General features: G+C 43.6%; 24 protein-coding genes. 2 read left to right on the top strand and 22 right to left on the bottom strand.

The window, feature by feature from the left end; genetic code table 11:
- Nucleotides 1-55: 55 nt before the first annotated feature.
- The 21 genes from infA to rplC form a co-directional block, all read right to left on the bottom strand.
- Nucleotides 56-280 carry a translation initiation factor IF-1 gene (gene infA / locus H6F45_RS04185; protein ID WP_006276978.1) on the bottom strand — a complete coding sequence of 75 codons (225 nt, stop codon included), beginning with the start codon at nt 278-280 and terminating at the stop codon, nt 56-58.
- Between the two features lie 171 nt (nt 281-451).
- Nucleotides 452-1,006 carry an adenylate kinase gene (locus H6F45_RS04180; RefSeq protein ID WP_096570388.1) on the bottom strand — a complete coding sequence of 185 codons (555 nt, stop codon included), beginning with the start codon at nt 1,004-1,006 and terminating at the stop codon, nt 452-454.
- A complete protein-coding gene (secY, locus tag H6F45_RS04175) occupies nt 1,006-2,319 on the bottom strand; it encodes a preprotein translocase subunit SecY (protein ID WP_137665973.1) in 1,314 nt (437 codons plus the stop codon). Before secY ends, H6F45_RS04180 begins: the two co-directional genes overlap by 1 nt.
- A gap of 69 nt (nt 2,320-2,388) precedes the next feature.
- Nucleotides 2,389-2,835, bottom strand: a complete 447-nt coding sequence (gene rplO / locus H6F45_RS04170) for a 50S ribosomal protein L15 (RefSeq protein ID WP_096570384.1) — start codon at nt 2,833-2,835, stop codon at nt 2,389-2,391.
- An 83-nt stretch (nt 2,836-2,918) separates the two neighbouring features.
- Nucleotides 2,919-3,443 carry a 30S ribosomal protein S5 gene (rpsE, locus tag H6F45_RS04165; RefSeq protein WP_096570382.1) on the bottom strand — a complete coding sequence of 175 codons (525 nt, stop codon included), beginning with the start codon at nt 3,441-3,443 and terminating at the stop codon, nt 2,919-2,921.
- A 112-nt stretch (nt 3,444-3,555) separates the two neighbouring features.
- Entirely contained in the window at nt 3,556-3,918 is a 363-nt protein-coding gene (rplR, locus tag H6F45_RS04160) for a 50S ribosomal protein L18 (RefSeq protein WP_096570380.1), read from the bottom strand.
- 2 nt (nt 3,919-3,920) lie between these two features.
- Nucleotides 3,921-4,469, bottom strand: coding sequence for a 50S ribosomal protein L6 (gene rplF / locus H6F45_RS04155; protein WP_096570378.1), 549 nt, complete (start codon nt 4,467-4,469; stop codon nt 3,921-3,923).
- 135 nt (nt 4,470-4,604) lie between these two features.
- Complete coding sequence (rpsH, locus tag H6F45_RS04150; protein ID WP_096570376.1) at nt 4,605-5,006, bottom strand: 30S ribosomal protein S8; 402 nt, start codon at nt 5,004-5,006, stop codon at nt 4,605-4,607.
- Nucleotides 5,007-5,026: 20 nt separating this feature from the next.
- Complete coding sequence (gene rplE, locus H6F45_RS04145; RefSeq protein WP_096570375.1) at nt 5,027-5,575, bottom strand: 50S ribosomal protein L5; 549 nt, start codon at nt 5,573-5,575, stop codon at nt 5,027-5,029.
- A gap of 118 nt (nt 5,576-5,693) precedes the next feature.
- A complete protein-coding gene (rplX, locus tag H6F45_RS04140; protein WP_096570373.1) occupies nt 5,694-6,041 on the bottom strand; it encodes a 50S ribosomal protein L24 in 348 nt (115 codons plus the stop codon).
- On the bottom strand, nt 6,041-6,409 hold the full coding sequence (rplN, locus tag H6F45_RS04135) for a 50S ribosomal protein L14 (protein WP_096570371.1): 369 nt from the start codon (nt 6,407-6,409) through the stop codon (nt 6,041-6,043). The genes rplX and rplN overlap by 1 nt, the downstream gene beginning before the upstream one ends.
- A gap of 43 nt (nt 6,410-6,452) precedes the next feature.
- Complete coding sequence (gene rpsQ, locus H6F45_RS04130) at nt 6,453-6,704, bottom strand: 30S ribosomal protein S17 (protein WP_096570369.1); 252 nt, start codon at nt 6,702-6,704, stop codon at nt 6,453-6,455.
- 6 nt (nt 6,705-6,710) lie between these two features.
- Nucleotides 6,711-6,938, bottom strand: a complete 228-nt coding sequence (rpmC, locus tag H6F45_RS04125) for a 50S ribosomal protein L29 (protein WP_096570367.1) — start codon at nt 6,936-6,938, stop codon at nt 6,711-6,713.
- A gap of 3 nt (nt 6,939-6,941) precedes the next feature.
- Complete coding sequence (rplP, locus tag H6F45_RS04120) at nt 6,942-7,367, bottom strand: 50S ribosomal protein L16 (RefSeq protein WP_096570365.1); 426 nt, start codon at nt 7,365-7,367, stop codon at nt 6,942-6,944.
- Between the two features lie 108 nt (nt 7,368-7,475).
- Nucleotides 7,476-8,228 (bottom strand): 30S ribosomal protein S3, encoded by a 753-nt coding sequence (gene rpsC, locus H6F45_RS04115; protein ID WP_096570363.1) that lies wholly within the window; start codon nt 8,226-8,228, stop codon nt 7,476-7,478.
- 68 nt (nt 8,229-8,296) lie between these two features.
- On the bottom strand, nt 8,297-8,659 hold the full coding sequence (gene rplV / locus H6F45_RS04110; RefSeq protein WP_096570361.1) for a 50S ribosomal protein L22: 363 nt from the start codon (nt 8,657-8,659) through the stop codon (nt 8,297-8,299).
- A gap of 144 nt (nt 8,660-8,803) precedes the next feature.
- Entirely contained in the window at nt 8,804-9,082 is a 279-nt protein-coding gene (gene rpsS, locus H6F45_RS04105) for a 30S ribosomal protein S19 (RefSeq protein WP_096570360.1), read from the bottom strand.
- A gap of 201 nt (nt 9,083-9,283) precedes the next feature.
- Nucleotides 9,284-10,147, bottom strand: coding sequence for a 50S ribosomal protein L2 (gene rplB, locus H6F45_RS04100; RefSeq protein ID WP_137665974.1), 864 nt, complete (start codon nt 10,145-10,147; stop codon nt 9,284-9,286).
- A 109-nt stretch (nt 10,148-10,256) separates the two neighbouring features.
- Nucleotides 10,257-10,571, bottom strand: coding sequence for a 50S ribosomal protein L23 (locus tag H6F45_RS04095; RefSeq protein ID WP_096570355.1), 315 nt, complete (start codon nt 10,569-10,571; stop codon nt 10,257-10,259).
- Nucleotides 10,564-11,196 carry a 50S ribosomal protein L4 gene (gene rplD / locus H6F45_RS04090; protein WP_137665975.1) on the bottom strand — a complete coding sequence of 211 codons (633 nt, stop codon included), beginning with the start codon at nt 11,194-11,196 and terminating at the stop codon, nt 10,564-10,566. The genes H6F45_RS04095 and rplD overlap by 8 nt, the downstream gene beginning before the upstream one ends.
- Nucleotides 11,197-11,255: 59 nt before the next feature.
- The gene (rplC, locus tag H6F45_RS04085) at nt 11,256-11,894 is read right to left on the bottom strand and encodes a 50S ribosomal protein L3 (RefSeq protein WP_137665976.1); all 639 of its coding nucleotides are present in this window, start codon (nt 11,892-11,894) and stop codon (nt 11,256-11,258) included.
- An 819-nt stretch (nt 11,895-12,713) separates the two neighbouring features.
- Here rplC and H6F45_RS04080 point away from each other — a divergent pair.
- Nucleotides 12,714-13,190, top strand: coding sequence for an NAD(P)H-quinone oxidoreductase subunit N (locus H6F45_RS04080; protein ID WP_096570348.1), 477 nt, complete (start codon nt 12,714-12,716; stop codon nt 13,188-13,190).
- Nucleotides 13,191-13,381: 191 nt separating this feature from the next.
- Nucleotides 13,382-13,921: a DUF3172 domain-containing protein gene (locus tag H6F45_RS04075; RefSeq protein ID WP_096570346.1), complete on the top strand. Its 540-nt coding sequence runs from the start codon at nt 13,382-13,384 to the stop codon at nt 13,919-13,921.
- Between the two features lie 129 nt (nt 13,922-14,050).
- Here H6F45_RS04075 and H6F45_RS04070 read toward each other — a convergent pair whose 3' ends face one another.
- Nucleotides 14,051-14,815, bottom strand: a complete 765-nt coding sequence (locus H6F45_RS04070) for an AMIN domain-containing protein (protein WP_190346531.1) — start codon at nt 14,813-14,815, stop codon at nt 14,051-14,053.
- Nucleotides 14,816-14,864 lie beyond the last annotated feature (49 nt).

The following is a 14,864-nucleotide window of genomic DNA, read 5'->3' as shown; positions in this document are numbered from 1 at the left end:
AGCAAATGGGTAAATCCCAAATTGGCTGATTTATGGTAAGATTCTCTACATAGTTTTATTTCTTCCGTAGTCGATAGGTGATTCGGCCTTTTGTCAGGTCGTAGGGAGTTAACTCCACCTTGACCCGATCACCAGGTAAAATTTTGATGTAATTACGGCGAATTTTACCGGAAATGTGTGCTAGAACATTAAAACCATTGTCCAAGTCCACACGAAACATTGCATTGGGCAATGATTCGGTGACAGTCCCTTCCATTTCAATCAAATCTTGTTTAGACAAATTTTTTCCTCAACTCGACAATTTTCTGTTCCGTTGCCACAAATGCAATCGGTAAGAATACACAAATTGCGAAATATATCAACAGTTTATTAATATATCTTAGCTAAAAGGAATTGGGGACTGGGGATTGAGGATTGGGATATTTGCTCCTCTATTTCCCCTGTTCATCCCCTAAACAGCTATGACCTTTTTTAATTCGGCGGTAACTTCTTCTTGGGACTGATTACCGTTAACAGTTAAAAGTTTATGGCGATCGCCATAATATTTAATGAGTGGTGCAGTATCTCGGCGATAAACATCCAGACGATGACGAATTACATCTTCAGCATCATCTTTACGTCCTCGTCCCAACAACCGATCTATAACAATGTCATCGGGTGCATCCAGGTTAACCACCTTTTCCTCGTCCTTCTCCATTTTTGCCAACAGTTCTCCCAAGAAAATTGCTTGGGCAACTGTGCGAGGAAAGCCATCAAGAATCCAACCATGTTCTGCATCTGGTTTTTGGAGTCGTTCCTCAACCATATCTTCTACAAGTTTGTCAGGAACTAAATCACCCTTATCCATGTATTCTTGGGCTTTTTTCCCCAAATCTGTTTGGTCTGTAATGGCTTGGCGTAAAATGTCCCCAGTGGAAATATGAGGAATATTTAAAAAATCAGCCAAGGCTTTAGCCTGAGTTCCTTTACCCGCACCCGGTGGTCCCAAGAAGATTAATCGCGTCACTATTGTTTCACCATTCCTTCATAGCGTTGAGAGATAACGTAGGTCTGAATTTGCCTTGCCGTATCAATTGCCACGCCCACTAAAATTAATAAAGAGGTAGCACCCAACCCTCTAAAAGTTGGCACGTTTAAAGTGCTTTCTACAGCCGTGGGAATAATAGCCACTAAGCCCAAAAAGAGTGCGCCTAAAAAAGTCAATCTGTTACTGACACGCTCAATATACTCACTGGTAGCCTTACCGGGACGAATACCGGGAATACTAGAACCCATTTTCTTCAAGTTTTGCGCCACATCTACAGGGTTGAGAATCAACGAAGAATAGAAGTAGCTAAAGAAGATAATGGAAACCATGTACACCAAAGCGTAAACCCAAGAACCAGAACCACTGGGACTTAGATAAGTATTAACGATATTTGCCAATTCAGCATTTTTAGTGAAATTGGCTATTAGCAGTGGCAAACTGAGAATAGCAGCGGCAAAAATAATTGGCATCACACCACCTTGGTTGAGGCGCAGAGGTAGAAAACTCCTCTGTTCTGCCAAAACTCGCCGACCTACCTGACGACGTGCAGAAATAATGGGAATGCGCCGCATTCCTTCCTGCACGAACACAATACCGATAATGGTAGCTATAAAAACCAGTACGAGGACAATCACACGACCGACTATTTCCCGGCCGCCAACTTGTACCAAGTCAATGGTATCGCCTAAAGATTTAGGTAAAGAAGCAACAATGTTGACAAAAATCAACAAAGATGCACCATTGCCAATACCTCTTTCTGTGATCAGTTCCGATGCCCACATGACAAACATTGAACCAGCAGTGAGAGCGATCGCCGTTTCTGCCACAAAAACTGGTCCAGGATTAACGGCAAATTGTTGTAAGAACAATGCTGAAAAAGCCGTACTTTGAACAACTGCCCAACCAACAGTCACATAGCGGGTAATTTGCGATATTTTCCGCCGTCCTGCCTCCCCTTCATTTTTCTGTAAGTTTTCTAAAGAAGGTATGGCGGCAGTCAGCAATTGGATGATAATAGACGCATTGATAAAGGGCAAAATCCCCAGAGCAAATACCCCCAGTGTAGAGAGTCCCCGTCCCGAAAATATATCCAATAAACCGAAAATGGAATTATTGCCGGATATAGCTTCTGCAAATCTCTCCCGATTAATTCCTGGAACTGGTAAAAAGATGCCCAGGCGAACCAAAATTAAAATACCGACTGTGACCAGCAGCCTTCCTCTCAGTCCAGCTGCTTGCGCCATCTGCATAAAAGTTTCTTGAGCCGTTGGGGCTTTGTCTCGACTGATCATAGAGTGCTACCTTTATAGTTAACCAGGCGCTGGAAGCGAGTTGACTAGCTGGGAGTGCTGTTTCCTGGCTCAGTCTAAGACTTCACAACTTCCGCCAGCTGCCTCAATTTTGCTACGAGCTTGGCCTGTGAAAGCTGCCGCTTGCACCTTGAGCGGAATGCCCAATTCCCCATTACCCAAGATTTTCAAGGGTCCTTTAACAGATGTAAGAATCCCAGCTTCCTTCAAAGAAGCCAAAGTTACTTCTGAATTAGCAGGTAGGGAGGCCAACTTCTCTACATTTATCGTAGTGTAAACTTTACGATTAACGACGGGAAACCCCTTGAGTTTAGGTATCCGACGGTACAACGGCTGTTGACCACCTTCAAAACCTGGTCTAGTGCTACTACCAGAGCGAGATTTTTGACCCCGCATACCTAGACCTGCACTAGCACCTTGACCGGCAGAAATACCTCTACCTACACGCTTACGGCGTTTTTTTGAGCCTTTTTGGGGCTTAACATCGTTGAGTCTCATTTTGATTTGGGATTTTAGATTTGGGATTGATAATCTCGTTGTGCTTATGGATTTTATATGAAAAATCCAATCTCAAAGCGTTACTAAATATAGAGATTCTCTACAGCAATACCCCTATCTTCAGCGACTTCCGCGAATGTCCGCAGTGTAGATAGAGCATTAACAGCGGCTCTAGCATTATTCAGAGGATTACTAGAGCCTAATTGTTTAGCGAGAACATTACGTACTCCTGCCAACTCTAATACAGTCCGTACTGCACCCCCGGCGATTACACCTGTACCGGGTGCGGCTGGACGCATGATAACTTTAGCACCACCGCCGATACCATCAATAGGATGAGGAATAGAGTTAGATTTGGTGATAGGAATTTCAATCAGATGTTTTTTGCCATCTGCCACACCTTTTTTAACTGCCCCGATCACATCAGAAGCTTTACCCACTCCTACACCAACTTGCCCGCGTTCGTTACCAACGATGACAATTGCCCGGAAGCTAAGTTTTTTACCACCTTTAACCACTTTACTAACACGACGGATTTGAATTACCCGTTCTTGCCAGTTGGTTTCTTCTTTTTTTGCTTTACTTGCTTTACGACGACCCGTTGCCATAATTCATGCTCTCTCAACGTTAGCTGTCATTGGTCATTAGTCAATTGCCAGTTGCCAGTTTTCAGTTTTCAGTTATTACTGTTACCTGTTCCCTGTTCCCTGACAGATGACTTTAGAAATCTAAACCTGCTTCGCGTGCTGCTTCAGCTAGTGCTTTGATGCGACCATGATAGAGGTTACCACCGCGATCAAAAACGACTTTGGTAATACCTTTTTCTAAGGAACGCACTGCTATCAACTTACCAACTTGCGCTGAGGCATCACAGTTAGCACCAGAAGCTAAGTTAGATTTCAACTCTGGTTCTACAGTTGATGCTGCGACAATGGTTTGATGTTGTGTATCATCAATGACTTGAGCATAAATATGCTCATTAGACCGGAATACAGCTAACCGTGGTCGTTCTTGGGAACCGCTAACTTTACCACGCACGCGCCGATGACGACGCTGTTTTGATTCTCTGCGAGTGAGTTTCATATTTACTTCTTACCTTTACCACCAGTCTTACCAGCTTTGCGTCTGACCACTTCACCGGCGTAGCGAATACCTTTACCTTTGTAGGGTTCAGGTGGACGGACAGCACGAATTTTAGCTGCTGTGTTACCTACCACTTCTTTGTCATAGCCACTGACGATGACATTGGTGTTATTTTCTACAGCAAACTGAATTCCGTCTGGTGGTTCAATTTGTACCTGATGGCTATAACCGATATTCAATACAAGGTTACGGCCTTGAACTTGAGCGCGATAACCAACCCCTTGAATTTCCAAGCGCCGTTGAAAACCTTGGGATACTCCTTCAACCATGTTGGCAACCAGGGTACGGCTTAGACCGTGCATTTGTCTGGAAGTACGGGTTTCATCCCGACGAGTTACCAACAAAGTTTCGCCTTCCTGAGAAACTATGACATTGGCGGGTAGATCACGGGAAAGTTCTCCCTTTGGACCTTTTACCACTACCTTTGTGCCATCTATCGCCACTTGTACTTTGGCGGGAACAGTAATTGGACGTTTACCAATACGAGACATGACTTAATTTTGTCCTTTGTCAGTTATGAGTTGTGAGTACGAGAATGAGTCGTGGTTAATAACCCTGAAAAAATTCTGAACTCCTGAACTCCTGATAGCGAAGCGTGGCGTTAGCCATACTCCTGATCTTCTTGATTACCAAACGTAGCAAAGCACTTCACCACCCAAGTTCTGACGACGCGCTTCACGGTCGGTCATAATCCCACTGGATGTAGAAATAATGGCAATACCGATGCCACCTAGCACTCTTGGTAATTCTTTTCTGTTAGAGTAAACCCGCAAACCAGGTTTACTTACACGCTTCAGTGCTGTAATTAAGGGTTGGCGATTTTTACCTTTGTATTTCAGGGAAATTACTAAGTTACGCTTGACCCCTTCTCCGGCTTCTGAAACTTCAGAAATAAAGCCTTCTTGTTGTAGTACCTTGGCAATACTACGAGTCATTTTTGTCGCTGGCACTTGTGTTGTTTGATGCCTTGCCAGGTTAGCATTGCGGATGCGCGTCAGCATATCTGCAATTGTGTCGTTAGCCGCCATCGTTCCCTCTTTAGATGAACTTATTGATCGCGAAAGGGCATTCCCATTTCTTTAAGTAAGGCACGACCCTCTTCGTCGTTTTTCGCTGTGGTAATGATAGAGATATCTAAACCACGGATTTGATCGATGCTGTCGTACTCGACTTCTGGAAAAATTAGCTGTTCTCGTACACCTAGAGTATAGTTACCTCGCCCATCAAAGCTTTTGGGGCTAACACCACGAAAGTCGCGGATTCTAGGTAATGCGAGGCTGATCAGACGGTCGAGAAAGGCATACATCCGTTCGCCTCTGAGAGTCACCATGATGCCAACAGGCATACCTTGACGAATTTTGAAGCCAGCAATCGCCTTTTTTGCTCTTGTCACTACTGGTTTTTGACCAGTAATCAGGGCAATTTCGTTTAAAGATGCTTCTAATGCTTTAGCATTTTGAGCAGCTTCACCCAAACCCCGGTTAACAGTGATTTTCACCACTTTAGGTACTTGATGTACGTTAGTGTACTGAAACTGTTGGGTTAGTTTGGGGACAATTGTCTCTTGATATACAGTTTTGAGTCTAGTTGTCGCCATAGTTATTTGTCCTGATTATCCCTGGGCTTGGTCAGGGAATTTTAGATTTTGGATTTTAGATTTTGGATTGAATATCTTTAAATCTACTCAAATCTAAAATCTCAACCTGGTTACAGGCTTATTTATCTAAAATCTCACCTGTTTTTTTCAACATTCTCACTTTCTTCCCTTCAGCGGTGAAAGTGTAGCAGACACGACTAGCGACGTTTTGCTTGGTGGAGTAGAGCATCACATTGGAACTATGAACAGGATACTCTTGGTTAACAATCTGACCAGACTCACCTTCTTGCTGAGGTTTAACGTGCTTGGTCTTAATGTTGACACCTTTAACAATAACTTTGCTGTCTTGGGGTAGTGCTTTAATCACTTCTCCCACTTTGCCTTTATCTTTACCGGCTATCACTTGTACAGTGTCGCCGGTTTTGACGTGCATTTTATGAAACACTTTAGGTTTTGGCTTTGCCATTACAGCACCTCCGGCGCGAGAGAAACTATTTTGGTAAAGTTTTTATCGCGTAATTCCCGTGCCACTGGTCCAAACACCCGTGTACCTCTGGGATTGCCATCTTTGTTGATGATGACTGCGGCATTATCATCAAAACGAATGCTCATACCACTGTCACGATTAATACTTTTCTTGGTGCGAACAATTACTGCTTCCACAACATCAGACTTTTTAACAGCCATGTTGGGGTTAGACTCTTTCACAACAGCGATAATTTTATCGCCTACGCCACCATAGCGACGATTACCTGCGCCTAATACGCGGATGCACATGAGTTTTTTGGCACCGCTATTATCTGCGACATTCAGATAAGTTTGGGGTTGAATCACAACTTAGTCTCCCGGTTAGAGTTGTTAATTTTATAACAACCATTTATGTTGTAGCTTTAGCGTTAAGGATTTCTGTAACTTGCCAACGCTTAGTTTTGCTCAGGGGTCGAGTTTCCTGAATCCGCACGCGATCGCCCACTTTGCAGTTATTATCTTCATCGTGAGCCTTATAGCGCCGGGTTTGAACTACGATTTTGCCGTACTTGGGGTGAGGAGCTCGGTTTTCTACAGCGACAACCACGGTTTTTTGCATTTTATCGCTCACTACCAAGCCAACTCGTTCTTTGACTGCCATAATCTCCTACTTTGCTTCTTGAGTCGATTGACTTGCTGCCCGTTTCCGTTCTCCCTCTACTGTCAACAGTTGAGCTAGGCGATGGCGGGCGTGTCTAAACTGGTGAGGTTTTTCTAGCTGTCTGGTGGCTTTTTGCAAGCGTAATTGAAATAGTTGTTTCTTAACAGCGACTATTTCCTCAGCTAGTTTTTCATCACTTAATTCTCTAGCTTCTGAAATCTTGGGAAGAGCCATAACCTATTCTTGCTCCTGTGGTTGAGAGCGCACAATAAACTTAGTTTTGATGGGCAACTTATAAGCCGCCAATCTCATAGCTTCACGAGCTATTTCTTCGGATACACCAGCGATTTCAAACAAAATCCGACCTGGTTTAACTACAGCTACCCAAAATTCGGGATTACCTTTACCGGAACCCATCCGGGTTTCTGCAGGACGCATGGTAACGGGTTTATCTGGGAAAATGCGAATCCAGATTTTACCACCCCGGCGAATGTAACGAGTCATTGCCCGACGAGAAGCTTCGATTTGCCGGGAAGTAATCCAACATGGCTCTTGGGCTTGCAGAGCAAAATCCCCAAAGTTCAGGGTACTGCCACGGTGTGCTAGACCCTCCATGCGTCCGCGTTGTTGTTTGCGGAATTTCGTTCTTTTAGGACTTAACATGGTTTGCTAATTGGTAATTGGTAATCGGTAGTCGGTGATTGGTAATCGGTAATTGGTAATCGGTAATTGGCTTTTTACTGTCACCTGTCACCTCTCACCTGTCACCTATTACGCTTCATTTGAACGGTCTTCAAATTGTTGGCGACGGCGTTTTTGGTCACGACGACGGGGTTCGCGCTCCCTTCCTGATGGTTGTGGTGCTTCTTCTTGTCCAGGGATAATCTCGCCCTTGAATACCCAAACCTTGATACCCAAAATTCCGTAAATTGTTTGGGCTGTGCAGTAGGAATAATCAATGTCAGCACGCAGTGTATGTAAAGGTACTCTACCTTCACGAGTCCACTCTGTCCGGGCAATTTCCGCACCATTGAGGCGACCACCCACTTGAACTTTAATTCCTTGTACTCCGGCTCTTTGGGCGCGTTGAATCGCTTGGCGCACTACCCGACGGAAGGAAACACGGCGTTCTAATTGTTGAGCGATGTATTCGGCAATTAAATAAGCATCAGCATCAACTTTTTGCACTTCCACAACGTTAATGCGAATTTGCCGTTGACCACCTAACAAGTCTTGCAGTCCGGTACGCAGTGATTCTATACCTTGTCCACCCCGACCTACTACCACACCTGGTCTAGCTGTCCGTAACTCTAAGTCGATTTGGTCAGCTTTGCGCTCAATACGTATTTCGGAAATACCAGCGTTATTTTGAGCGGTTCTTCCCAGTTTTTTTTCTATGTATTGACGGAGTTTGTGGTCTTCTTGCAGCAGTGCTGGATAACGGTCAGGAACTGCGAACCAACGGGATTGATGTTCTTGTGTAATACCCAGACGAAAACCGACTGGATGAATTTTCTGTCCCACAAATGCTTCCTCTAAAATTTCTTACTGTACGCAATTAGTTGTGGCTGTATGAGTGCTTATTTGGCTGCTTATTTAGCAGCAGTAGCACCTGCACCGACAGCAACAGTAATATGACAGGTCGGTTTGCGGATTTGATAAGCTCTTCCTTGCGCTCTGGGTTGGAACCGTTTTAAAACTGGACCTTGGTCAGCATAAGCTTGAGTAATTACCAATTCTGCCCGATCTAAACCTGCATTGTGTTCAGCATTAGCGGCCGCACTTCTTAACACCTTTAATACTGGTTCACAGGCGCGGTAGGGCATAAATTCCAGGATGATTAGTGCTTCCCGATATGAACGCCCCCGGATTTGATCCAGTACACGACGCACTTTGTAGGGAGAAATGCGGATATAACGAGCGATCGCTTTAACTTCTGTAGTATCAGTTGCCATAATTTTCTCTGTTTTGGTCAGTGGGAATAGGAGTTCAGGAGTATGGCTTACGCCACGCTTCGCTATCAGGAGTTCAGAATTCCACGCATCAATTATTCTTTAACTTCCGCATTTTTTCTGTCACCTGTCACCTTTTACCAATGACTATCTCCCCGATTTTTTATCACTCTTACCATGACCTCTGTAGGTGCGGGTTGGAGCAAATTCTCCCAACTTATGTCCTACCATTTGTTCGTTCACAAATACGGGAACGTGCTGTTTACCATTGTGTACAGCGATGGTATGACCCACCATAACGGGTATGATTGTTGAAGCTCTCGACCAAGTTTTGATGACTTGCTTTTCGTTTTTCTCGTTCAGCTTTTCGATTTTGCTGAGTAAGTGATCAGCAACGAAAGGACCTTTTTTTAAAGAACGACCCATAGTTCAATTTTGGATTTTTGATTTTGCGGAAAGTCGGAGCGGCGGTTTCCGCCGATCAGAACTTTTCAAGACAGATTTTGGATTGATAATTTCGGATTTTGGATGATTCAAGCTACTTGTCAAGACTTCTGTTATTTTCATAATTTTGCAGATGCCCATAAGTTAACTGAATCTAAAATCCAAAATTTAAAATCTAAAATTCTAAGACTGACGACCGCCACGACCCCGTTTAGAGGACTTACGGCGACGACGGACAATTAATTTAGTGCTGGCTTTTTTGCGCTTGCGGGTCTTAGCACCTAAAGCTGGTTTACCCCAAGGTGTCACAGGACCTGATCTACCAATGGGCGCTCTACCTTCACCACCACCATGTGGGTGGTCTACTGGGTTCATGACGCTACCTCTAACCTTAGGACGGCGACCTTTCCAGCGATTCCGTCCGGCTTTACCAGCACTCAGGTTTCTCGCGTCGGTGTTGCCTACTTGTCCGATGGTGGCGTAACATTCTTTACGTATCATGCGAACTTCACCAGAAGGTAATTTCAATGTCACATAGTTACCTTCTTTAGCCACAACTTGGGCTGTTGCACCAGCAGCACGGACAATTTGACCGCCTTTACCTGCTGTCAGTTCTACGTTGTGAACGTTAGTACCCAAGGGAATGTTAGACAGAGGCAGGGCATTACCATCTTCAAAAGGTGCTTCAGGTCCAGCAATAATTTTTGCGCCTACTTTCAAGCCATTGGGATGTAATATATATCGCTTTTCGCCATCTTCGTACTGAACTAAGGCGATTCGCGCATTCCGGTTAGGATCATATTCAATTGCTGTAACTGTAGCTGCTATATTCCGTTTATCTCTCTTAAAGTCGATAATCCGGTATAGTTTCTTGTGTCCGCCTCCCCGACGACGGCTGGTTATCCGCCCTTGATTATTCCGACCTTTGGCACGATGTACTGATTCAGTTAGTGATTTTTCTGGCTCAGTTTTGGTGATTTCCGCAAAGTCGGAGATTGTAACTTGGCGAGTACTGGGGGTATAAGGGCGATAAGAACGAGTACCCATAAACGATTTGCTTTGCTAATTGGTAATTGGTGATTGGTGATTGGTGATTGGTGATTGGTGATTGGTAATCAATACCTTTCTCAATTCCTGATCCGCCATTCGCCAATTTTTAAACATCTGGGAAGAGAACTTGTCTGATTTTGTCTTCGTCCCCAGCGGCGACGGTAACAATCGCTTTTTTGTACTGAGGCTTGAAGCCGATAAATTTACCTACACGGCGTTTTTTACGTGGTGGTAAGGTGGTGTTAACCTTAACAACTTTGACTGCAAATAAGTCTTCAATTGCCGCTTTAATCTGTGTCTTGGTTGATTTAGGAGTTACTTCAAATGTGTATTTGTTTTGCTCCATGAGGATGGTCGCTTTCTCGGTGAGAATAGGACGACGCACCAAGTCGGGTAGGTTGCGGGGGTCAAAGTTAGGCACTGTAGACCTCCTGAATTTTTGTTAAAGCTGAGGATGTAACTACAATTTTGTCGGCGTGCAGTAAATCAAATACATTTAACTGATCAGCTGCAATTACTTTTAAATTTTCTACATTGCGGGCTGATAAATTCACGTTTTCTGCGATCTCAGACAAAATTAACAAGGTTTTTTGCTCTGGGACTGCTCCCCAACGGGCTAATGCTGCTACCAATTCTTTGGTTTTGGGGCGTTGTAGTTCGTTGCTAAATTCTTCTACAACTATTAAATCTTCTGCACGACTAACAAAGGCTGTCCTCAGTGCTAAACGTCTTTCTTTACGGTTGAGTTTGATGTTGAAATCTCTGGGTTTAGGTCCAAAGATCACACCACCACCACGCCATAATGGTGAACGAATAGAACCTGCACGGGCGCGACCGGTGCCTTTTTGTCTCCAAGGTTTGCGTCCTCCACCTCGTACTTCTGAACGGGTTTTGGTGCTGACTGTACCTTGGCGAGAATTAGTCATTTGTCTGACGAGGGCGCGGTGTACTATGTGCGCCGCTGTTTCTTCTTTGGCAACTCGCAACTCGAAGCTGGTCTGACCAACTTCTTCGCCTTGCCAATTTTTAACTACACTCTCAACCATGTTTGTGTCCTTTGTTAGTGGTCAGTTGTCAGTTAATGCTGACAGCTAATCAACTAAAACTATTTATTACCAACTTTGTTTGTGGGTACTACGTTCACTAAGCCGCCTGGTTTGCCAGGAATCGCGCCTTTAACCAGGATCAGGTTGCGTTCTGCATCTACTTTGACTACGGTCAGTTTGCGAATTGTAACGCGAGTTCCGCCTAGTCTGCCTGCCATCCGTTTTCCAGGATAAACACGACCAGGGGTTGTACCTGCACCGATAGAACCGGGCGCTCTATGGTTTTTGGAACCGTGTGACATGGGTCCGCGTCCGAAGTTGTTACGCTTCTGGTTGCCGGCAAAACCACGACCGATACTTGTACCGATTACGTCTACAATTTGACCTTCACTAAAAATATCTGCTTTAATTTCTTGTCCTAAAGCATATTCACTGGCTGTATCAGTACGATACTCGTTCAAATGCCGCAATGCTGGGGCAGATGATTTTGCCAAGTGTCCTAGTTTCGGTTGATTCAATGCCTTGGGTTTAACTTCGCCATAGCCAACTTGAATGGCGGAGTAACCGTCGGTCTGTTGTGTTTTAACTTGTGTGACAGTGCATGGACCTGCTTTGATTACGGTGACAGGAATGGCTACTCCTGCTTCATCAAAGATTTGGGTCATGCCCAGCTTGGTGCCGAGAATACCTACAGACACAGTAACTGGTTCTCCTTATCTAGTTGCTGACCTGGAAATCGGATTTCTAAGAGACAAGTTTCTTAACGTCATTGTGAAGATTCTATCTCCGCAAATTTGGACTGGCATTTGACAGTACAAATTCTTGATGACGCAACAAACTGTTTGTCTACTGTTAGGTGAATCCGTCTATTGTTTCACTTTCTTGTCCACCAGAACAGTGATAATTACCTTTTTTATGGGAAGGTATTATTTCTGGTATCAATGCAAGACGCTATTGCTTTGCGTTTTTGTGCAGCAATGCTTTCGTCTAAGCCATTGCTCTGGCACTCTCCGTTGGTAGTAGGACTTAAATGGATGTTTCCATTCAGTATCCATTTCCTGAAAACTGCTGTTCAGGCTCTACTGCTTTTAATACCTTAAACTATTGTTTGAGGATTTGCCTTGTTTTAGGGGCTGCGGGAGTGAACTCGGACTGAAGCTTGGTTTTGGCTGTGGGTTATGAGCCTCTAGCTTCTTGTTTTGACCTAAATGCTTTTCTAGTTTACCAGTCTCTTGCTCTTTTCTACCAGATATTGCTGGAAGATTGTTTTTCAGTCATCAATCACTGATGCTGTTTTTGCTTGAGGTTGCTAATTTAGAAAGTTACCTGATTTTACAGTTTGGTCACAATCTAACAATATAATATATTAAGTTGTGTTTGTCCAGTGGTTTATGGGGAAGATTTTTTTTGAGAGGGGTTGATGCTGGATGTTGATAAAATTCTATAACTTAACTTAACTTAATCTACCATCCAAAGGTAAATAATAGAAATATCTAAGTGAAATAAGACGAAAATCTATGGCACTAATTACCACTGGCAGGGGTTTCATCCGGGATTTGGAGAAATTTGGCTCTTTAGGTGTATTTGTTCCGTTGGAGGGAGGCCACGAAGGTCGCTATCGCCGTCGTTTACGCGCTGCGGGCTATGTTAACCTCCATATTACAGCTAGAGGTTTGGGAGATGTGGCGGCCTATTTGATGGGAGTTCATGGTGTGAGACCTCCCCATCTAGGTAAAAAAAGCACTGGTAGCGGTGCAGCAGTGGGTGATGTGTATTATCTACCACCTTTGATTGGTTCTCATTTGGAACAACTACCTCCTAAGTCTAAGGGTTTATTGCTGTGGATTATTGAGGGCAATATTCTTTCTGATCAGGAAGTGGAATATTTAGCGAACTTGCCGAAATTAGAACCACGGGTGAAAGTGGTAATTGAACGGGGTGGCGATCGCTATTTCCGTTGGACTTCACTGGAAAAAACTCTGTTAGCTAGTTAGTTAATGGTCAGTGGTCAGTTGTTTTTTGGCTGACTGCTGACTCTAAATACACTTCTAGGAGTTCAGTGAGCGTAGTCGAACTGGTGAAACAGGAAGAAAAAGCCAACTTTTGTTAGCATTAGTTAGCTTTTTGTATCGGAGATAAGAAACCACTCCCTCCTCAAAATTGGCGTGAAGGTGATCAAGCAAAAATGAGACGTAAATCAACTGTTAGGTCAGCTACTACTACTAAACCCTCTATTTTCCAATCTCCTATCTTTAATTTCACCACTATTGCCGTTTTGGGAGGGGTGTTGATTTTAGGTATTGGGATTGGTATTGCTTTTAGTTCTACAACTACTTTAACTCCATCCAATGTGGCTTCCCGTGAATTTATTGATACTAAAGCACCAAACCCGGAAATTTGTGTGCAATATGGGGCTAGTGCGATGGTGATGGATGCGAGATTATTTGTCACTCTGAACCCCTTTAATGTCTATGTTGCCCAGCCTAGTATTCGTCCTGGATGTGTAATCCGTCAAAATAACTGGGCTATTTTAGAAAATAAAAGACTTGTGACTTCTGATCAGGTGAGAGAGTGTAAAAATCGCCTGAATACTTTTGGCTTTACTGGTGACTTGGATAGTGAGAAGCCAGATATTAGGTGTATATATCAAAACGAATCTGCTCAGAATTTCTTCTTATCTCAACCGGGTGCTGTTGCACCAACGCAGGAAACAGAAAGATTTTAGGAGAAGGAGTTCAAGGAGTCAGGAGGCAGAATAATTTTAGATTTTAGATTTTAGATTGAAGTTGACAAAAACAATCCAAAATCCAAAATCCAAAATCTTTTCATTGTATCCCCAGTCACCAGTCACCAGTCACCAGTTAGTGGTTGGTATGGGTTGGCCAAATTCGATAATAGGAACGCTAAAATTTTGATTTGAATAATTCTGTGAATTAGGAATATTTGCAGAAGAATTAGGAATTGTAATCATATTGGTGTTTTCTGAAGAGTTGGCAGAATTGGCGGGGATGATGGTTAAGTTGGATAATCGAGAGGGGTTTTGAGAATTTAGGGGTGGTGCTGTAACTAAAGGTTGTTGGTTGGTGGGTAAGTTGGTGGTTGGTGGTGGGAGAGTCATTAAAGATGATGGAGATGGTTGATTGCTGTTAGTGGTGTTATGATGGGAGAATATAGGTCGTAATACCCAGCGCGTGGGGTTTTTTGGGAAAGCGGGTTGCAGTTTTACTTTGCTGACATCGACAAAAGTTCCTGGTTTTAAGTCAATGACTAGGCGGGTGATGTGTGGGCTAAATTGGGAAACGCGAATTTTCTGGATTGTTCCAGAATAGCTTTTTTGGGTGTTGACATTGCCTAATTGGGTGTTAGGCAAATCTACAACTAGACGGGGGGGTTGATCCAGGTAGAAATACTCTGGTTTTGTATTTGCGGAAAGGGTAATTTCTAGCTGTTGGGATTTGGGGTTAAGTTGCCATTTGTTGAGTGTTACTTTTGATTTTGGTAAATTGGCAATTGCCAGATTAATGCAAGTATTTAGGGTTATTGTTGTAGATAATAACAATAAGCTGATCTTCAAAAGATTGGATGGTAAAACTTGCCTGGTTTTGAGTAGACTTTTCATATTTTAGATGTTGTTGATGATTGGTGATTACGAATTACGTTCGCGCAGC

Source organism: Sphaerospermopsis sp. FACHB-1194 (genome assembly GCF_014696235.1).
Lineage (GTDB): Bacteria > Cyanobacteriota > Cyanobacteriia > Cyanobacteriales > Nostocaceae > Sphaerospermopsis > Sphaerospermopsis kisseleviana.
This window is presented reverse-complemented; position numbering and strand designations above follow the sequence as displayed.